We start from the raw sequence: 19,025 nt of genomic DNA on the forward strand, positions 1-19,025 counted from the left end.
TTGGATTTTAAAGACTATATTCGGGTAATCCCCGATTTTCCTCAGCCGGGCGTTCTTTTTAAAGATATTACGACATTGCTGAAAGACGCCAAAGCCTACCGCGCGGCCATCGATACGCTGAAGGACCAGGTGTCCGCAATGGATATCGATTTGATCGCCGGTCCTGAAGCTCGGGGATTTGTCGTCGGAGCTCCTCTGGCGCTGTCGCTCGGCAAAGGCTTCATTCCCATTCGTAAAAGCGGCAAGCTGCCGGGCGAAACCGTGGAGGCATCATATGATCTGGAATACGGCAAAGATCGTCTCTCTATACATAAGGACTCGATTCAACCGGGGCAAAAAATATTGATCGCCGACGATCTCCTGGCAACAGGGGGCACAATCGCGACCACCATCAATCTCATCCAGCAGCTTGGCGGACAGATTGTAGGCGCAGCGTTCCTCATCGAGTTAAGCTACCTCAATGGCCGCGAGAAGCTTCCGGGAATCGAAGTCGTATCCTTGATGACTTACTGACCGATCATAACAAAAATGCCGGAATTCATTGCATAACAGCAATGGATTCCGGCATTTATTATTGCAAGGCAATAGAAGTTAATGCGCTTCTTCTTTGTCGTTAGACCAGCCTATGACTTCAAAGAGCTTGAACAATAAGCTCAGCACGATCGCGACCACGGTAGCCAGAGCCATGCCGGATAGCGAAAAACTTCCGAAAGCTACACGAACACCGCTTAATCCGGTTACAAGCACGACGGTCGTTAACAGCAGATTGACGGGCTTCCCGTAATCCACCTTCGATTCGACCAGCATGCGAAGTCCGGAGGCTGCGATCACTCCGAACAGCAGCAAAGATACTCCGCCGATGACAGGCTTCGGGATGTTCGTAATCAAGGCAGAGAATTTACCGAAAAAGGATAGCAAAATAGCCAATACTGCGGCGCCGCCGATCACAAAAGTCGAGTACACACGGGTAATTGCCAGCACTCCGATATTTTCGCCGTACGTCGTGTTAGGCGTTGAACCCACGAAGCCTGACAATATGGTGGACACTCCGTTGCCGAGCATCGAGCGGTGCAGGCCGGGGTCCTTGGACAAATCTTTGCCCACAATGTTGCCGGTGACGACCAGGTGGCTGATATGCTCGGCGACGACAACGAGCGATGCGGGAACGATTACGGCAAGAGCGGCCCATTCGAACACCGGAAACGTAAACGCAGGCAGCTCGAACCAAGCTGTCTTCTGTACGGAACTGAACTCGGCCATGCCCATAGCATATGCCAGCACATAACCGGTGACGAAGCCGATCAGAATCGGAATGATGCGGAGAAATCCGCGCAGCAGAACCGATCCGAATACCGTAACAGCCAAGGTGATGGTGGAGAGCGCAATTTGTCTCGGGTCGGGAGTCCACCCTTCGGATCCATCCGGGATCCATCCTGCCATTCCGGCTGCCACCGGAATCAGTTCCAGACCGATGACGGCAACGATCGCCCCCATGGCCGCCGGCGGGAATACGATGTTGATCCATTTCGTTCCCGCGAGACGAATCACAAGCGCGACCAGCATAAATACGACACCCGACGCAATGAAGCCGCCCAATGCCGCCGCATACCCTGCGGCAGGATTGCTGTGCGCTGCAATGACGGCGCCTGCCGGCGTAATAAAAGCGAAGCTGGATCCTAAATAAGCGGGGATTTTGCCGCGGCAGATCCAGATGTAGAGCAGCGTGCCGATACCGTTCATGAGCAAACAGATTGCCGGATCCACACCCAGCAAGGTCGGAACGAGTACCGTAGCGCCAAACATCGCAAACAAGTGCTGCAAGCTCAGTAAAAGGCTCTGACCGATGGGCGGCCTTTCTAGAACCCCAATTTCTCGACGCATGTCCATTTTCCTCCGTATATTGTTAATCTGACCGTTCACGATTGTATCCGATTCGCGAAAACTCGACAAGCCATTTGTTCCTATTTCTTTATACAGTATTTAGCTGCGTAAATAACCTCATTCGCAATCCCCACAATGAGTCCCAGGCACCATTAGTTGACGTTTCCTGCCGGAAAGAGGCATAATGGAAGGAATAACTTCAGGGGAAACTTCCGGCGCCGGGCGCTGGAGGAAAGGAATTTGGCATGGGCATGGAGCTGTTGCTCGAAAAGGCGTCCTCTTATATGAAAGAACAGGATTTGCAAAAAATACGGGACGCCTATGAATATGCCGAGGAAGCACACCGCGGCCAGTTGCGCAAATCAGGCGAACCTTACATTCTGCATCCGGTAGCGGTTGCCGAAATTTGTATGAGCATGCAGATGGACGTTATTACGGTCATGGCAGCGCTTCTGCATGATGTCGTAGAGGATACCAAAGTGACTTTGGACGATCTCCGCGCACGTTTCGGTGAAACGCTCGCCGGTCTTGTCGACGGTTTGACGAAGCTGGAGAGAATCCAGTTCCGTTCCAAGGAAGAGCAGCAAAACGAAAACTATCGTAAAATGTTCGTGGCCATGGCCAACGACATTCGAGTCATATTGATCAAGCTGGCGGATCGTCTTCATAATATGCGCACGTTGAAATTCCAATCGGAAGAGAGCCAGCGGCGCATCGCTCACGAAACGCTGGAAATCTATTGCCCGATCGCCCACCGGCTCGGGATTAGCGCGATCAAATGGGAGATGGAGGATATCGCCCTGCGTTTCCTCAATCCGCAGCAATATTACCGTATCGCCCACCTGATGAAGCAGAAGCGGACGGAGCGGGAGCAGCACATCTCCGAGTTGATGGACCGGATCCGCGAGAAGCTTGATGAAATGGGCATACAAGGGGATATTTCCGGGCGGCCGAAGCATATTTACAGTGTTTATAAGAAGATGATGTCCCGTAACAAACAATTTAACGAAATCTATGATCTGCTTGCGATTCGCATATTGGTCGATAACGTGAAAGACTGTTATGCGACGCTCGGGATCATCCATACGCTGTGGAAGCCGATGCCGGGACGTTTCAAGGACTACATCGCCATGCCCAAAGCGAACATGTATCAGTCGCTGCATACGACCATCGTAGGCCCAACGGGCGAACCGACCGAAGTCCAGATCCGCACATGGGAAATGCACCGCACCAGCGAGTACGGGATCGCTGCGCATTGGGCATACAAGGATGGCAATGCGGCGGGGGTCGCGCCGGGCAGCTTCGGCGATAAAATGAACTGGTTCCGCGAAATCATCGAGCTGCAGCAGGAGACGCGTGACGCCGCGGAGTTCATGGAATCTCTGAAAATGGACTTTTTCACGGATCTCGTGTTCGTGTTCACGCCCAAAGGCGAGGTGTTCGAGCTTCCTGCGGGCTCGGTTCCACTTGATTTCGCTTACCGTGTGCACACTGAGGTCGGCAACCGGACCATCGGCGCTAAGGTGAATGGACGGATCGTTCCGCTCGATCACAAGCTGAAGACCGGCGATATCGTGGAAATTCTGACATCCAAGCATTCCTACGGACCCAGTCAGGATTGGCTGAAGATCGCGCAATCGTCCCATACGCGGACCAAAATCAGGCAGTGGTTCAAGAAAGAGAAGCGCGAGGAAAGTGTGGAGAAAGGCCGGGACCTGCTGGAGCGGGAGCTTAAGCGCCTCGGTCTCGAACCCCACGAATGGATGACGGACGAGAAGCTGCTCGAGGCGGCCAGGAAATTCACCTTTACCGACATTGAGGATATGATGTCCGCCATCGGTTTCGGAGGCATTACCGCCGCGCAAGTATGCACGAAGCTTACGGAGAAGCTGCGCAAGGAAGCCGAAGAAGCGCAGCAGATCCAATTGACGACGGAAGTCAAGGAAATGAAATCCGGTGCCGGTGCCGCGGAACGCAGACGCCCGACACATGGCGTAAGCATTAAAGGCGTAGATAATTTACTTGTCCGTTTTGCCCGCTGCTGCAATCCGGTGCCCGGTGACGACATCATCGGATATATTACACGGGGACGCGGCGTGTCGGTACACCGGACGGACTGCCCCAACATTCCCGCCGGGGAAGAAGGGGAGGAAGCAGCCCGCGTTATCGAGGTCGATTGGGAGAACGCCGGGGAAGCGAACTACAGTGTGGAAATCGAAATTCTGGGCCATGACCGCCGCGGTTTGTTGAATGAAGTGCTGCAAGCCGTGTCGGAGAGCAAGACACATATTGCTGCAGTGTCGGGTCGTTCGGACAAGAACAAGATGGCCATAATGCATATGACCATTCTCATCCGCAATAAGGAGCACCTTCAGTCGGTGGTAGAGAAAATCAAGCGGGTGAAAGACATATTCTCGGTTCAGCGATTGATGCAGTAGCGCGTCGGCAAGGATGGTGGAGAAGCGTTGAAGGTTGTCGTACAGCGGGTTTCGGAAGCTCGCGTTACCGTAAACGGTGAGCTCGCCGGGCAGATCGGCGCAGGCTTGATGCTGCTCGTAGGCATCGGCCAAGAGGATGGCGAGAAAGATACGGTCTGGATGGCTGACAAGCTGTCGGGCCTCAGAATATTCGAAGACAACGAAGGTAAAATGAATCTTTCCGTACAAGAGACCGGCGGCGCTGTCTTATCGGTATCGCAGTTTACTTTATACGGGGACTGCCGCAAAGGAAGGCGTCCCAATTTCATGGGCGCCGCCCGGCCGGAACACGCCGAGCGATTGTATGAGCATTTTAATGAACAATTGCGTGCGAGAGGGCTGCAGGTGCAAACCGGGCGATTCGGCGCAATGATGGACGTCGCGATTGTGAATGACGGTCCGGTTACGTTAATCGTGGACACCGCGGCGATTGAAAGCTTAGGTGAATGGCAACACTACATGTCGAAGCCTTCTTTGGATAGGAAAGGAAGTTCGACATGAGACAAACGGGCAAGGACGCAAAGCTGCAGCGGCTCATGCGGGAAGTTTTGCTGCCGGATCGCCGCGAAGCAATGGCGTTCGGAGATGGAGGCCGCAATGCGCTCGCTGACCCATCCGGCACCGGAACCGCCGGCGCGGGCCAAGGCAGGCGGCATCCCCCGGGCGTTCGGGGCTAGTATATACTTTGTAATGAAACTGTAATCTGCTGTTCATTGTTCCTTAAAGTTTAAAGACTACTATGTAGATGACCCCCTTTTTTCAATATATTATTGAATGGGCCTGCCGGGATTTCCGGCAGGCTATTTTCTTGACATGACTTAGGGAAAAGCATACAATAAGTAACAATTCTAATTTGCCTTTGATTCGAAGACGGGACAGAGTACTCCGGACCCGCGCCCCCAGAGAGGAAAGCCTTATGGCTGCAAGCTTTCCGGCGACGAACGGACGAAAGACCTCCCCGAGAACCTGATGCGAACGGCACCGGTCGGCATAGTCGACAGCGGGCTCACTAGTATTGCGGCGCAGCCGGGCGTTAACCGGATGAAGCGCAAGCTGAACATCGTTGTTCCGGACCGGAACAGCCTTGATCCGGCTTGAATGACGGGTGGCACCGCGGGAGCATACAGCAGACACGCTCTCGTCCCCGACGATCTTACAACGATCGTTGGGGACGGGAGCTTTTTTATTTTCATGCTGGAATCAGGATCCTCTTTAAGCGAGAAAGGATGAAACCAATGAATTTTCAAAAGCCGCCGGGTACGCAGGACATACTGCCCGCTAACGCCGGACTTTGGCAGTTCGTCGAGAGCAGAGCTCGCGAGCTGTGCCGCCGATACCGGTTCCAAGAAATACGGACACCGATCTTCGAAGCGACGGAGCTGTTCGAACGAGGCGTCGGCGAGACGACCGACGTTGTCGAGAAAGAAATGTACACCTTCACGGATCGCGGCGGACGCAGCATGACGCTCAGGCCGGAGGGAACGGCAGGAGTTGTCCGGTCCTATGTGGAGAACAAGCTGTACGGCGAACCGGATATCGCCAAGCTGTATTATATCGGGCCGATGTTCCGCTACGAACGCTCGCAGGCGGGAAGGTACCGGCAATTCCACCAATTCGGGGTGGAGGCTATCGGCTCAACCGACCCGGCATTAGATGCGGAAGTCATCGCGTTCGGTTACAGCTTCTTCCGGGATGTGGGTTTAACCGGCGTAACTGTGGACTTGAACTCGGTAGGTACTCCGGCGGTTCGAGCGGTATTCAGGGAAAAGCTGCTCGCTTTCTTGCAGCCTATGAAGAAGGATTTGTGCAATGACTGTCAGTCGAGAATGGAGCGGAATCCGCTTCGCGTGCTTGATTGCAAGGTCGATCAATCTAAATTTACAGACGCTCCGTCTATTTTGGACAGTCTGGATGAGGAGTGCGCCGAGCATTTCGCCAAGGTGAAAGCGTGTCTGGATGAGATGAATGTGCCTTATGAAATCAATCCCCGATTAGTGCGCGGTTTGGATTACTACACTCACACCGCTTTCGAGTATAAAGCCCAAGGAATCGGAGCCATCGACACGATTGGCGGCGGCGGACGTTATAACGGGCTCATCGCGGAACTCGGCGGTGATGACCGGCCTGGCGTCGGAGTTGGAATCGGTTTGGAGAGAACGCTGCTTTTGCTGGAAAGCCAAGGCGTGAAACCCGATCTCGGCACAGGCCTCGATGTGTACCTTGTCGCACTTGGCGAACGTGCAGAGAAGGCGTCGGCCGCTGTGCTGCAGCAGCTGCGAGACGCAGGAGTGGCTGCGGACAGGGATTATCAGGGCCGGAAACCGAAAACCCAGTTTAAAGCGGCGGATCGCATCGGCGCGCGTTTCGTAGCCGTGCTTGGCGACGACGAGCTGGATCGCGGTGAAATTTCGCTCAAATTGCTGGCGACAGGCGAGCAGCAGTCAGTACCGCTGAACCAATTGGCCGATGCCATACAAAGTCACACTTCAGAAGTGGAAAAGGGGAACAACTAATCATGATGCTCAAAAATACCGATTGTGGAAAATTGTCCAAGGAGAATGTCGGCCAGACGGTTGTTCTGAACGGATGGGTACAAGGCTGGCGCGATTTCGGCGGCGTCTTGTTTATCGACCTGCGCGACCGCAGCGGCATTGTGCAGGTTGTCTTTAACCCTGCTTTCTCCGGGCAGGCTTTGGAGCTCGGAAATCGTGCCCGGAATGAATATGTACTCGCCGTGAAAGGTAAAGTGGTAGAACGAGATGCCGAGACGGTTAACCCGAACTTGGCCACCGGAGACGTTGAAGTTCAAGTCCATGAGGTCGAAATCATCAACTCCGCCAAAACCCCTCCTTTTCCGATTGAAGATGAGGTGGAAGTCGATGAATCGCTCCGGCTGAAATATCGTTACCTTGATCTGCGTCGTCCCGAAATGCAAAAAACGCTGCAGCTTCGCGCCAAAGCAATGCGCGTATTCCGCAGCTTCTTGGAAGAACAAGAGTTCCTTGAAGTGGAAACTCCGATCTTGACGAAAAGCACCCCCGAAGGTGCCCGCGACTACCTTGTGCCAAGCCGTGTGCATCCCGGTGAGTTTTTCGCTTTGCCTCAATCCCCGCAGATCTTCAAACAACTGCTAATGATCGGCGGAATCGAACGATACTATCAGATTGCGCGCTGCTTCCGCGACGAAGACCTACGGGCGGACCGTCAGCCGGAGTTTACGCAAGTGGACATCGAGACCTCATTCATGTCTCAAGATCAACTGCTCTCCACGATGGAGAGCTTGTTGGCGCGTTTGTTCAAGGAAACCATCGGTGTGGAAGTTCAGACGCCGTTCCAAAGACTCACTTATCACGATGCCATCCATAAGTACGGTTCCGATAAACCCGACCTCCGTTTCGGACTTGAAATTCAAGACGTCACGGACATCGTCCGCAGCAGCGACGCCAAAGTGTTCGCTTCTATCGCCGCTTCAGGCGGTGTCGTCAAGGCGCTCAATGCCAAAGGCTGCGCAAGCTGGAGCCGCAAAGAACTGGACGACCTGCAGCCGTTCGCATCGCGATACGGCGGCAAAGGCATTGCATGGATCACCGTGAAGGACGGCGAATGGCGCGGTCCGATCGTGAAATTCTTCAAACCGGAAGAGATTGCCGCTTTAACGGAGAAACTCGGAGTCGAAGAAGGGGATCTGCTTTGCTTCTCGGCGGACAAACTCAAGACGGCGGCCGACGTCATGGGCAATCTGCGGCTTAAAGTCGGCCGCGACCTCGGGCTGATCGACAACAGCGTCTACCGCTTTGCCTGGGTCGTCGACTTCCCGCTGCTCGGCTGGGACGACGCCGACCAGCGCTGGGTGGCGGAGCACCACCCGTTCACCCGTCCGCGCGAGGAAGATTTGCCCTTGTTCGAGACCGATCCGGGCGCAATCCGTGCGCAAGCTTACGACATCGTGCTTAACGGCTACGAAGTGGGCGGCGGCTCCATGCGGATCTATCGCCGCGATATACAAGAGAAGATGTTCCAAGCGCTGGGCTTTTCGCTCGAGGAAGCGAAGGAGAAATTCGGTTTCTTCCTTGAAGCGTTCGAATACGGCACGCCTCCGCACGGCGGTATCGCCTTCGGCTTCGACCGTTTGGTCATGCTGATGTCAGGCCGCACGAACCTGCGCGAGACGATCGCATTTCCTAAGACGGCGAGCGCAACCGATCTGCTGTCCGACGCGCCGTCGCCTGTTTCGGGTAATCAGTTGGAGGACCTTCACATTCGCCTGTCCGCCAAAGCGGTTGCCGCTCAAGCGAACGGCTAAACAAAGGAGCGAAGCTTACCGATGCTGCATCAGTTCTCCCGCACGGAATTGGCTATCGGGCCGGAAGGGCTGGAGCGCCTCAAAGCCAGTACCGTCGCCGTACTCGGAATTGGCGGTGTCGGCGGTATCGCCGCTGAAGCGCTCGCCCGTTCCGGCATCGGCCGGATTATCTTGATCGACAAGGACGTTGTCGATATTACGAACATTAACCGTCAGATCCACGCCCTGACGACGACAGTCGGACAAGCCAAGGCGGATTTGATGAGAGACCGCATCAAGCTCATCAATCCGGAGTGCGATGCCGTCGCTTTGAGGATGTTCTATACCGAGGAAACCTATGAGGAGCTCTTCAAATATCCGCTGGATTATGTGATCGACGCTTCCGATACGATCGGTTATAAGATTCATCTGATCAAACAATGCCTCGATCGCCGAATTCCGATCATTTCAAGCATGGGGGCAGCGAACAAGATGGATCCGACGCGTTTTCAGGTAGCGGACATTTCGAAAACTTCCGTCGACCCGATCGCTCGTGTCATTCGCCAGAAGCTGCGCAAGGACGGAATCAAGAAGGGTGTCAAGGTCGTATTTTCCACCGAGCTGCCGATGAAACCGCGAGAGGATGTCACTCAGCGCATCGTACCCGATACCGCGCCCAAAGACATCCGCAAGGCTCAGCAGCCGCCTTCGAGCAACGCGTTCGTGCCGCCTGTGGCCGGGTTAATTATGGTGAGCGTCGCCGTTCGTGAGCTTCTGGAAAAAGGAGAGGCATCGAATGGATGAAGCATTGGTCAAAAAGCTGAAGCTGCCGCAGTCCGGGAAAGTGGCCGTTATCGAACCGCCCGAGGGATTTCTGGACCTTATCGGCAGAACGGCGGAAGACACATCTTTAGATCAGAACCAAGCGGCAGCTTACGATTATGTACAAATGTTCGCGAAGGGCGTATCGGATGTGGAACGGCTGGCACCGCTGGCTCTTCGGGCCGCTAAACCCGATGGCATGCTTTGGCTATGCTATCCGAAAGGCACTTCCAAAATCAAAACGGATTTGAATCGCGATCGCGGATGGGAAACGGTAGCAAGTGCCGGCTGGGAAGGCGTTGCTCTCGTATCAGTGAATGATACATGGTCGGCGATGAGATTTCGTCCGCACAACGCGAGCGGAAAAACCCGAGTGCCGCCATCCGAACGACGCGCCGTAACCTCCGTTTCGACTGCTGCTTTAGAGGTTCCAGACGATATGAGAGAGGCGCTTGATGCCAACCCGGAAGCGAAGGCATATTTCGACAAGCTGGCTCCATCGCATCGGAAGGAATATATTAGCTGGATCGTCGAAGCGAAGCGGGAGGAAACGCGCCTTTCCCGCCTCGAGAAGACGATAGAGAAGCTTCGAAGCGGACTTAAACGGCCTTCGGACAAACATTAAACAGCGACCGTTCTCCATCAAGGGGAACGGTCGTTTTTTTTGCTGCGCTGATGTGTAATCGCATTCCTAGATCGATTTAAGGCCTGCTTGGTTGAGCGTCCAAATATGGATTCCTGTACGTTGACCGTTTGTGGTGTAACACATAACTTAGTATGAGCTTTTGAATGACACTCGTGAAAGGATCGGTGAAATGAAGAAATCAACTCAATTCAAGCAGCTTATCCAATCGCCTCAGACTGAATATTTAATGGAAGCACATAACGGTTTGTCGGCAAAAATCGTGCAGGAAGCCGGTTTTAAAGGAATTTGGGCCAGCGGGCTTTCCATCTCCGCTGCATTGGGAGTAAGGGACAACAATGAAGCTTCTTGGACGCAGGTAATGGATGTACTGGAATTTATGAGTGATGCAACATCGGTTCCCATCCTTCTTGACGGAGATACCGGATATGGAAACTTCAACAATGCCCGGCGCCTGGTTAAAAAGTTGGAGCAGCGTCAAATTGCAGCCGTCTGTATAGAAGACAAGATTTTCCCGAAGACAAATTCTTTTATTAATGGTGAAGCGCAGCCGCTTGCGGATGTGGATGAGTTTTGCGGGAAGATAAAAGCGATGAAAGATGCCCAAAACGATGAAGATTTTATGGTCATAGCCAGAGTGGAGGCCTTTATAGCGGGTTGGGGGTTGGATGAAATGCTGCGGCGTGCGGAAGCTTACCGGCAAGCAGGAGCCGACGCCATTCTCGCACACAGTAAAAGGTCCGATCTTGCGGAAATTGAAGCGTTCATGAAAGAATGGAGCGGCAGACACCCGGTCGTCCTTGTGCCAACCAAGTATTATTCAACGCCGACAGTCCGCTTTCATGAATTGGGAATCAATGCGATTATTTGGGCCAACCATAATTTAAGAGCCTCAGTAGATGCCATGCAAAAGATTACCAAAAAAATATTCACCGAGGCGAGCCTCATTCATGTAGAGAAACAGGTCGCACCTCTCGAAGAGATTTTCCGGCTGCAGGATGCGGAAGAACTCCAACAAGCGGAAAAGAAATACCTTCCCTAAACAGATTCTACGAATTAAGCGAAAGTGATTACCCTCGCCAGGCTGAGATGCCTGGCTTTTTACATACATGCATGTCCCTCAATCAAGTGTGATGAGGCGGATTTGTCGGCTTTTCCACGTTTAACTAACACAGGAATTACATCGATTGCATTAACTAACATCAACTCTAATGAAAGGTGACTAGCCCCAACAATCATCCCTAACAACATGAGAGGAGAATCATGAACATGCCAGTGAGATATACCACGAATGTGGACGAACTTCCCGGATTAACCGCTGACGAGAAAGCTTCGTTAAAGCACGTCACGGAGAAGTTCGTATTTCGGCTGAATGATTACTATTTGAAGTTGATCGATTGGTCTGATCCGAACGATCCGATAAGGAGACTGGTCATACCAAACGTAAATGAACTTAGGGAATACGGGCGATGGGATGCTTCCGATGAGGATACCAACTATGTTGTAAAAGGATGTCAACATAAATACGGTACAACCGCGTTATTGCTCGTATCGGAAGTATGCGGAGCTTATTGCCGGTTCTGCTTTCGTAAAAGGCTGTTTCGCGAAGATGTAAAAGAGGCTATGCCGGACGTTCAGCAGGGCCTGGATTACATTGCAAAAACCCCGGAAATTAACAACGTCCTGCTCACAGGCGGAGATCCATTGATTCTCGCAACCGGCAAACTTCGCAATATTTTGGAAGCCTTAAGATCCATAGAGCATGTGCAGATTATCCGGATCGGTTCAAAAATGCCCGTGTTTAACCCCATGAGAATCTATGAAGATCAACAACTCCTCGATGTGATCCGTACTCATTCCACTCAAGATAAACGCATTTACATTATGGCTCATGTTAACCATCCTAGGGAAATAACAGCAGAGGCCATGCAATGTTTTAAAGCGCTCTACGATGCCGGTGCGATTGTGGTTAACCAGACTCCCATATTGAAAGGAATTAATGATGACCCTGTCGTACTCGGTGAATTGCTTGATAAACTCTCATGGGCGGGCGTGACGCCGTATTATTTTTTCGTAAACAGGCCCGTTGCGGGAAACAGCGGCTTCGTTCTTCCGCTGGAAGAAGTTTATCGTATCGTTGAAGAAGCAAAAGCGAGAACTTCGGGATTAGGCAAACGGGTAAGGCTTTGCATGAGCCATACATCAGGAAAACTGGAAATCCTGTCCATCGACAGCGGTAAGGCCTATTTAAAGTATCATCAATCGCGGGATGGAGATTACGGCAAACTGATGATTTTAGATTGTCCTAAAGAGGCTACGTGGTTTGACGAACTGCCGGGCAACGAAAAGTATTGGAGTAAACCGTCTAAAAAAACGACGGACGTCATTTCTGTGAATGAACTGCCGGATGTACCTCAGAAAAGCAGGTGAAAAAATGGATCGATCAAGCAAATCCTCTTCATTCCGGCCTGTTGTCAGTGTCTATTTAGGCAACAAATCCATTCCGCTTAACCGCATGAACAATTATGTGAGATTAATAAAACTTGTGGAAGCTAACAAAGAGGCAAATACGATCCTCAATTTCTTTACGGCAGAGGATGTCGATTTCACTGAGCGGCGAATTAACGGAACTTATTTCAACTATTCGAGCAAGACATGGCAAAAAAAAGAGTTTGGACTTCCTGATGTTGTTTATGTCCGAGGCGGCGGAGAAGAGATAGAGAAACTGCTTGCTGCATTCGACAGTTGGGGAGTTAAGAGGCTAAATCCCATTCCTGCCTTTAATAAAGGTGAACTTTTCGAGCTTTTAAGCCAAGACCATAATGTCAGCCGATTTCTTCCTCCGACCGTAAGTGTTGAAAGTATGAATGATATCAGAAGCGCGATTCAGAGGCTGGGAACCGTATACGTAAAAGCTCGGCGCGGACGAAAAGGAACACAAGTCATGCGAATTGAAAGGCTGGCTAAAAAAGGATATTTATACAGTTATTCAGTATTGGGCAAATTGGTGCGCAGAAAAGTGGCTAGTATGAACGGCGTGGAAAAAGCGATTGTAAATTTTTTCAGCGACAAAAAAGTGATCGTTCAGCGGGCTATTAATTTGGTCAGGGTGAATAAGAATCGCCTCGTCGATTTTCGGGCCGAAGTACAAAGAAATAAAAAAGGAGATATCGATATTGTCGGGATATGCGTAAGGATCGGACGGCAAAATGCCCCGATCACTACCCATGCCACAGCTTACCGATATGACACCTACCTCAAAAAGTTATTCCCGCATTATTCGAATCAACAGATAAGAGCGCTGATTAATAAAATAAAAGCTTTCTTAATAACGGTTTATTTCGGTGTGGAAAAAAAATATGGTCAGTTCGGAGAAATGGGAATCGACTTTGCGGTCGACAGAAAAGGAGATATCTGGCTTATTGAATGCAATGCTCAATCGGCCAAAGTGTCGATCGTCAAAGCTTACGGATCAAAGGCAAACAGAGTATTTTTAAACCCTTTGCAGTATGCAAAGGTCATTGCCAACCTTGACAGGGGCACTGACCGGCAGCACAACAACAGAAGCCAATCGAAGAGCAACAGAAGTCAATCGAACAACAACAGAAGCCAATCGAACAACAACAGAAGCCAATCGAACAACAACAGAAGCCTGTTCAATTATTACAAGAGACATTTCGTCAGGGACAGAACCCGCTCGGAACATGAGATGAGCCATACAAATCATAATGCATATTTCGGCGGTTGGTGACAGGAAGGTGCGACTCATCCATGATTAACACTCGGCGTTTCGGAAAAGAGCTGCAGAGAATCGGTTTCGCTTTTTACAGCGGCGTTCCTTGCTCTTATTTGAACAGCTTAATTAATTACGCCATCAATGAAGGCGAGTATGTGGCGGCGGCCAACGAAGGAGATGGGATCGCCATTGCTTCGGGCGCCTTGCTTGGAGGCAAAAAACCGGTTGTGCTGATGCAAAATTCGGGACTGGCGAACGCCGTATCGCCGCTGGTGTCGCTTAATTACCCATTTCGAATCCCCATACTCGGGTTTGTCAGCTTGCGGGGCGAACCCGGTATCTCTGATGAACCGCAGCACGAGCTTATGGGGCGAATCACGGAAAAGCTGCTTGATTTAATGCAAGTGAAGTGGATCTATTTGTCTTCGGATTTAAAAACGGCCAAGCGCCAGCTTTTATTAGCGGCAAAGTATGTCGATCGGAACCAGCCGTTTTTCTTTGTTGTCCGAAAAGGAACGTTCGAACAAGAGCCGTTGAAAGAGCAGGAATTCTCTTTGCGTGCAAACCGGCAAAAGGCGGTAAAACAGACGATCGATGAATTGCCCACCCGTCACCAGGCGCTGAAGGTGATAGACAGTTGGAAAGACAGCAAGACGGTCCTGCTTGCCACAACAGGAAAAACCGGGAGGCAATTGTATGAAATTAAGGATGCTCCCGGTAACCTGTACATGGTCGGATCCATGGGATGTGTCGGTTCGCTGGGGCTGGGACTGGCGCTGACCAAACAAAGCTTCGATATCGTCTCCATTGACGGAGACGGCTCCATCCTTATGCGTATGGGCAGCCTGGCTACAAACGGATATTACAGTCCTTCCAACATGATTCATATTCTTCTGGATAATAACGCCCATGACTCAACAGGCGGCCAGAGGACGGTTTCTCATAACGTTAATTTCGTTGAAGTCGCTTCAGCTTGCGGTTATGCAAAATCCATCTACGTGCACAACCTCAATGAATTGCATGCGCGCCTGAAAGAATGGAAAGCCGCGAAGGAATTAACTTTTCTTTATATGAGAATCTCTTCAAGCTCAGAGGAACAGCTGGGCCGTCCTGCGATGAAGCCGTACGAGGTCAAGGAAAGATTGCAATTCTATTTGAATGGCGGGAGCCCCCAAGCAATCGGCGAGGGAGAAGAATCATGAAGGAAAGGAGAGGAGCACCTTTGAAGCACAATGTTATTCGCAGCAAAATGAAAAAAGGATACCCGCTTATGACAGATCCGATCCTTTCAAGTCATTTTCCGGATACAGACTGGTTTCAGGAATCAAGCCTCCGAAAAATGCTGCGAAACCATACTGCCGTTTATATCAAGCCGGATGTCGGGAGAAAAGGCAATGGAGTCATCAGGCTAAAAAGGCTGAATCGTTATGAACACGAGATATCACATGGGGAAACCACAATCATTTGCCCGTCGAAAAAACTTTACTCCGAATTAACGAAGATGCTGAATCCCAAAAAGAATTACCTTGTCCAACAGGGCATCGATTTGGCCACCTATCGTAAACGTCCTTTTGATGTGCGTGTCGTCTTGCAAAAACCTTTGAATACATGGCGTGCCACCTTAATGAGCGCAAAAATCGCGCCTAACGAATCCTCTGTCGTCACTAATGTTGCTAAAGGCGCGAAGGACTTAAATGTATATAAAGCGATTAACGGAATCGATCAATCCGTTAACCGGCCGGAAGTTTTGCGTGATTTGCTGGATGTCTCGCATCAAATTGCTCAAAAATTAGACTCCGTGTTTCCGCTCAGAATTTTAGGGTTGGATATGGGCATCGACAAAAAGGGAAAAGTGTGGTTTATCGAAGCCAATACCAAACCGGATAATGTCGGATTGGAGAATATTGACAGAAAGCTCTATCGAAAATATCGCGCAGCGAAAAAATGGATGCGTAAAGGGTGAGTGCTCGTGTCTGTACAGGAATATCATATTAAAAGCAAGCTGGCGGTCGCCTATCAGCTGATCCACTCGCCGGAAGTGTCCCGGCATATTCCCGATACGGATCTGCTGCGTGAATATTCCTTCAAAAAAATGACCAAAAAGTATGACAAAGTCTATATAAAACCGGATCGCGGAAGAAAATCCAGAGGCGTTATAAGAATTGAAAAAGGGAAAAACGGGCTTTACAAAATGCGCCATGGAACGCACACGCAGGAGGTCGATTCAAACGACCTTTGGACAAAAGTTAAGGAAATTGCAGGGGATACCAAATATGTCATTCAACAAGCCGTTGAGAGCGTAACGAATGGCGGACGGCACTTTGATCTTCGCTGCCACGCTGTGAGAGTAAACGGCAAATGGAAAGTCGGCGGTATTTGCGGCCGGTTGGGGCAGCGCGGGAGCATTATCACAACTTCTCATCACGGCGGAACGCGACGCTGCTTGAAACGCTTTTTTAGCCGGCACTTGGGTTATTCCAAGCAACAAAGCTTGAACATGAAGCGAAGACTGGATAAATGCGTTCTAAACACCGTCAGACGCGTAAGCCAAATGTATCCGAATCTTATAGAGTTCGCGGTGGATATCGGAATTGACCGCAAGAAAAGGATCTGGATCTATGAGGTTAATATCGAACCGTTGACCAGAGGCAATTTCAAAATGCTGCCTGACTTGACCTTGTATCGGAGAATTCAATCCATGAGAAGGAAAGCAAAATAATGATGAAAGGAGTGTTTCTGTGTCCGGTATATGGGATCCGTCGAAGTGGGAATTGCACAAGCTTTATTCCAAACATCCCGACATCGGCCGACTAGTGCCTCCTACGGAGGTTTTAAGCTTAAAAACCTTGAAGCGATTGTTGCATGACTACAAAAAGGTTTATATCAAAGGAAAGAATTCGCATACGGGATCGGGAATCATAAAGGCGTGGAAAACCGGTACCGGGTATCGATTTGTTCGAGTAAAGGGCAAGCCGGTTGATGTGCCATCGATAGCCGAACTATATACGAATGTGAAGCGAGGCAGACCGGACAATTCGGTAATCGTTCAAAAAGCAATAGATTTGGCCAAGGTCGAAGGACGCCCTTTTTCGATCCGTCTTATGATGATGCGGGATGGACAAAGGAAGTGGCACTACACGGGAATGCTGGCGAAGGTGTCGGGAGAAGACAGCATCATTACAAATGTTCGGCGCGGCGGAGGTTATGCAACGACAATTGATGAAGCCTTGGCCAAGTCGCTCGGATACAGTCGGCAGCAAATTGCAAAAGTGAAACGGAAGCTTGTACGTATCGGTTTTGATATTATTGACCATTCCATTAAAAGAGGCTATTTATCCCATGAGTCTGGCTTAGATCTCGGCATCGACCGAAAAGGGAAAGTTTGGATTATTGAAGTTAACCTGTGCTACCCTTCCTATGGAATATTTAACCGATTAGAGGATAAAACGTTTTACAATAAAATAAAAAGATTGGCAGCCGATTATAAAAAGAACCGTTAATAAAGTCAGGGGATGACATATACGTGGATGAAAAAACCACATATACAGTCATCCCCTACTATTTGTCATCGGCCGCGTTCGTTTTGATTTAAGGCCGGTGTATCGTTTTGACATGATCCAAATGAATGAATGTGCTGGCGCCGTCCGCCGTTACCAACTCGAGAATGTTGTGGCGCACCGCCTTGAGCAAACCGATTTTCTCGGGGTGTTCTCCTAAATCCAGAATAACAAATTCTCCTTCGAATTTTTTCAATTGCTGGTCGAAGGTGCGGGCGAGTGAAGCGGTGGTCGGGTGAACGGGAAACTTGCCTTGTTCAAGGGCATATGGCGTTGTGTGAGCGTCGTACGGCACAAGCATTTTTAAATGCCGCATGGAAACGTAGAGAGAGCGGTACATAGGAGAATAAAAGACGAAAAAGTCATTCATTATGCTGGTAACATAACCATGAACGGTTTGATTTCCGGCAATATACAGCTCCGAAAACATTCCTTTCGCATTTAACAGCACTTTGCGGTAAGACAACTCCATAGCCAGGTCTAGCGCCGGGTCGGGTGGCGGAGCGAAATTGGATTCGCTGGCCGGGCACTTGGTTAGCTGCTGGATGTGGACTAATGGCACGTACAAAAATTGAATGCCGTTGTGCAGCACGAGTACGTCAGTTCCGAGGTCAATGAGAGTTCCTTTTACAGGCACACGGGTTCCGGAAACGGTAAGAGACACGGGTTGGTTCAGATACATCTCCATGGGATCAGCGGAAGCACCTCCTTTGCTGTCAGGGTGTGATGAGTGCCGTTAGGGGTTATTCACTGCTTATCTGCCGCCGCGTCCGCCTTTGCCCCCGCCGGATCGTTTGCTGTTTGATTTGCTTCCTGATTTGTTCTTATTCCCGCCGGATCCGCTTTTATTGTTGTTTTTGTTTTTGTTTTGATCTTGGCTGCTGGATATCATGACGGTCTTGATATGAAAGGTAGGGATACGAACCAATTCGCGGTCTACAATCAACAATACGTTATCAGAAGCAACTTCTGCCAGGAACCCGTCCAGTTTTTCAGGTCCGCCGCGGTTAATCTGGATGTGCTTGTGGCGCATACGATGGAGCAGGGATTGGAAGCTGGAAGCTGACACATAGCTTCTCGAGCGTCCGTATCTGGAACGATTGCCGCCGGAACGGCCTCCGCCGGAACGGCCTCCCCCGGATTTACCTTCTGATTCTTGCACTCCTTCAGTGATACTTTTCACGTGTGCGCCGTTAACATAGACGATTCCCTCATCAGTGAGAACGACAAGATAATCGCTTGGAATCGCAACCAGTACCCCTTCTACGCTGTCATGCCCGCCTCGATTGATGCGAACCAGACGGCCTACCAGATGCGATGCCTGCCTCGCATAGAAATTATGCTTGTGCGTGTGATGAATAGGGTATACAGGACCCGAATACATGGATCATTCTCCTTTCATAATAGGAAGAAAAATTTTTGTTGATAGATTGACGAACTATTAAACCGGCAGCGTTAAGCTGTTGACAAGCTTGTTTCAATTGAACTCCGCTTTTTCGTCGGTGTGTGTTTTGTCCCTCCTTTGCACTTGTGGGGGAAGTGAATTTATGTTCTATATCTATGTGTACCATCGATTAAAGGACCCGGTTGGTTGTCCGATTAGACTGCAAAATCCGCTAACGGGAGC

The 19,025-nt window shown here is 50.5% G+C and carries 19 protein-coding genes; 16 read left to right on the forward strand and 3 right to left on the reverse strand.

Going from position 1 to position 19,025, the window contains the following annotated elements; translation table 11 throughout:
* Nucleotides 1–513, forward strand: a complete 513-nt coding sequence (locus tag SD71_RS04095) for an adenine phosphoribosyltransferase (RefSeq protein WP_041060062.1) — start codon at nt 1–3, stop codon at nt 511–513.
* A gap of 78 nt (nt 514–591) precedes the next feature.
* On the opposite strand, the gene uraA is transcribed toward SD71_RS04095, so the two are convergent.
* Nucleotides 592–1,881 carry a uracil permease gene (gene uraA / locus SD71_RS04100; protein ID WP_041060064.1) on the reverse strand — a complete coding sequence of 430 codons (1,290 nt, stop codon included), beginning with the start codon at nt 1,879–1,881 and terminating at the stop codon, nt 592–594.
* Nucleotides 1,882–2,126: 245 nt separating this feature from the next.
* Between uraA and SD71_RS04105 the strand changes: the two genes are divergently transcribed.
* The 15 genes from SD71_RS04105 (at nt 2,127) to SD71_RS04170 (ending at nt 17,341) form a co-directional block, all read left to right on the forward strand.
* Nucleotides 2,127–4,319, forward strand: a complete 2,193-nt coding sequence (locus SD71_RS04105) for a RelA/SpoT family protein (protein ID WP_041060068.1) — start codon at nt 2,127–2,129, stop codon at nt 4,317–4,319.
* Between the two features lie 27 nt (nt 4,320–4,346).
* Nucleotides 4,347–4,859: a D-aminoacyl-tRNA deacylase gene (dtd, locus tag SD71_RS04110; protein WP_082034029.1), complete on the forward strand. Its 513-nt coding sequence runs from the start codon at nt 4,347–4,349 to the stop codon at nt 4,857–4,859.
* Nucleotides 4,856–5,035 (forward strand): hypothetical protein, encoded by a 180-nt coding sequence (locus tag SD71_RS04115; RefSeq protein WP_041060071.1) that lies wholly within the window; start codon nt 4,856–4,858, stop codon nt 5,033–5,035. Before dtd ends, SD71_RS04115 begins: the two co-directional genes overlap by 4 nt.
* Before the next feature lie 292 nt (nt 5,036–5,327).
* A complete protein-coding gene (locus tag SD71_RS25425; protein ID WP_268747708.1) occupies nt 5,328–5,456 on the forward strand; it encodes a hypothetical protein in 129 nt (42 codons plus the stop codon).
* A 137-nt stretch (nt 5,457–5,593) separates the two neighbouring features.
* Complete coding sequence (gene hisS, locus SD71_RS04120; RefSeq protein WP_041060075.1) at nt 5,594–6,871, forward strand: histidine--tRNA ligase; 1,278 nt, start codon at nt 5,594–5,596, stop codon at nt 6,869–6,871.
* Nucleotides 6,872–6,873: 2 nt separating this feature from the next.
* Nucleotides 6,874–8,661, forward strand: coding sequence for an aspartate--tRNA ligase (gene aspS, locus SD71_RS04125; RefSeq protein WP_041060077.1), 1,788 nt, complete (start codon nt 6,874–6,876; stop codon nt 8,659–8,661).
* A gap of 21 nt (nt 8,662–8,682) precedes the next feature.
* Entirely contained in the window at nt 8,683–9,444 is a 762-nt protein-coding gene (locus SD71_RS04130) for a tRNA threonylcarbamoyladenosine dehydratase (RefSeq protein WP_041060080.1), read from the forward strand.
* Complete coding sequence (locus tag SD71_RS04135; RefSeq protein WP_052475930.1) at nt 9,437–10,087, forward strand: YdeI/OmpD-associated family protein; 651 nt, start codon at nt 9,437–9,439, stop codon at nt 10,085–10,087. Before SD71_RS04130 ends, SD71_RS04135 begins: the two co-directional genes overlap by 8 nt.
* 190 nt (nt 10,088–10,277) lie before the next feature.
* Nucleotides 10,278–11,147, forward strand: coding sequence for a phosphoenolpyruvate mutase (gene aepX / locus SD71_RS04140; RefSeq protein ID WP_041060083.1), 870 nt, complete (start codon nt 10,278–10,280; stop codon nt 11,145–11,147).
* Nucleotides 11,148–11,374: 227 nt separating this feature from the next.
* Nucleotides 11,375–12,535 carry a KamA family radical SAM protein gene (locus SD71_RS04145; protein WP_041060086.1) on the forward strand — a complete coding sequence of 387 codons (1,161 nt, stop codon included), beginning with the start codon at nt 11,375–11,377 and terminating at the stop codon, nt 12,533–12,535.
* A 4-nt stretch (nt 12,536–12,539) separates the two neighbouring features.
* Nucleotides 12,540–13,856 (forward strand): YheC/YheD family protein, encoded by a 1,317-nt coding sequence (locus SD71_RS04150; protein WP_041060089.1) that lies wholly within the window; start codon nt 12,540–12,542, stop codon nt 13,854–13,856.
* Nucleotides 13,857–13,876: 20 nt separating this feature from the next.
* On the forward strand, nt 13,877–15,043 hold the full coding sequence (gene aepY / locus SD71_RS04155) for a phosphonopyruvate decarboxylase (protein ID WP_200889552.1): 1,167 nt from the start codon (nt 13,877–13,879) through the stop codon (nt 15,041–15,043).
* Between the two features lie 20 nt (nt 15,044–15,063).
* Nucleotides 15,064–15,804, forward strand: a complete 741-nt coding sequence (locus tag SD71_RS04160) for a YheC/YheD family protein (protein WP_161793330.1) — start codon at nt 15,064–15,066, stop codon at nt 15,802–15,804.
* Between the two features lie 6 nt (nt 15,805–15,810).
* On the forward strand, nt 15,811–16,560 hold the full coding sequence (locus tag SD71_RS04165; protein WP_161793331.1) for a YheC/YheD family protein: 750 nt from the start codon (nt 15,811–15,813) through the stop codon (nt 16,558–16,560).
* A 19-nt stretch (nt 16,561–16,579) separates the two neighbouring features.
* Nucleotides 16,580–17,341 carry a YheC/YheD family protein gene (locus SD71_RS04170; RefSeq protein WP_052475931.1) on the forward strand — a complete coding sequence of 254 codons (762 nt, stop codon included), beginning with the start codon at nt 16,580–16,582 and terminating at the stop codon, nt 17,339–17,341.
* A gap of 88 nt (nt 17,342–17,429) precedes the next feature.
* Here the strand turns inward: SD71_RS04170 and SD71_RS04175 are convergent, their stop codons facing one another.
* Complete coding sequence (locus SD71_RS04175; RefSeq protein ID WP_041060097.1) at nt 17,430–18,086, reverse strand: hypothetical protein; 657 nt, start codon at nt 18,084–18,086, stop codon at nt 17,430–17,432.
* A 66-nt stretch (nt 18,087–18,152) separates the two neighbouring features.
* Complete coding sequence (locus tag SD71_RS04180) at nt 18,153–18,782, reverse strand: hypothetical protein (RefSeq protein ID WP_052475932.1); 630 nt, start codon at nt 18,780–18,782, stop codon at nt 18,153–18,155.
* Between the last annotated feature and the right edge of the window lie 243 nt (nt 18,783–19,025).

It is taken from the genome of Cohnella kolymensis, from assembly GCF_000829465.1.
Lineage (GTDB): Bacteria > Bacillota > Bacilli > Paenibacillales > Paenibacillaceae > Cohnella > Cohnella kolymensis.

Coding starts and splice junctions, on each gene's coding strand:
- uraA (WP_041060064.1), bottom strand. CDS start 1,881: ATGCGTCGAGAAATTGGGGTTCTAGAAAGGCCGCCCATCGGTCAGAGC.
- SD71_RS04105 (WP_041060068.1), top strand. CDS start 2,127: ATGGGCATGGAGCTGTTGCTCGAAAAGGCGTCCTCTTATATGAAAGAA.
- SD71_RS04115 (WP_041060071.1), top strand. CDS start 4,856: ATGAGACAAACGGGCAAGGACGCAAAGCTGCAGCGGCTCATGCGGGAA.
- SD71_RS25425 (WP_268747708.1), top strand. CDS start 5,328: ATGCGAACGGCACCGGTCGGCATAGTCGACAGCGGGCTCACTAGTATT.
- hisS (WP_041060075.1), top strand. CDS start 5,594: ATGAATTTTCAAAAGCCGCCGGGTACGCAGGACATACTGCCCGCTAAC.
- aspS (WP_041060077.1), top strand. CDS start 6,874: ATGATGCTCAAAAATACCGATTGTGGAAAATTGTCCAAGGAGAATGTC.
- SD71_RS04130 (WP_041060080.1), top strand. CDS start 8,683: ATGCTGCATCAGTTCTCCCGCACGGAATTGGCTATCGGGCCGGAAGGG.
- SD71_RS04135 (WP_052475930.1), top strand. CDS start 9,437: ATGGATGAAGCATTGGTCAAAAAGCTGAAGCTGCCGCAGTCCGGGAAA.
- aepX (WP_041060083.1), top strand. CDS start 10,278: ATGAAGAAATCAACTCAATTCAAGCAGCTTATCCAATCGCCTCAGACT.
- SD71_RS04145 (WP_041060086.1), top strand. CDS start 11,375: ATGCCAGTGAGATATACCACGAATGTGGACGAACTTCCCGGATTAACC.
- SD71_RS04150 (WP_041060089.1), top strand. CDS start 12,540: ATGGATCGATCAAGCAAATCCTCTTCATTCCGGCCTGTTGTCAGTGTC.
- aepY (WP_200889552.1), top strand. CDS start 13,877: ATGATTAACACTCGGCGTTTCGGAAAAGAGCTGCAGAGAATCGGTTTC.
- SD71_RS04175 (WP_041060097.1), bottom strand. CDS start 18,086: ATGGAGATGTATCTGAACCAACCCGTGTCTCTTACCGTTTCCGGAACC.
- SD71_RS04180 (WP_052475932.1), bottom strand. CDS start 18,782: ATGTATTCGGGTCCTGTATACCCTATTCATCACACGCACAAGCATAAT.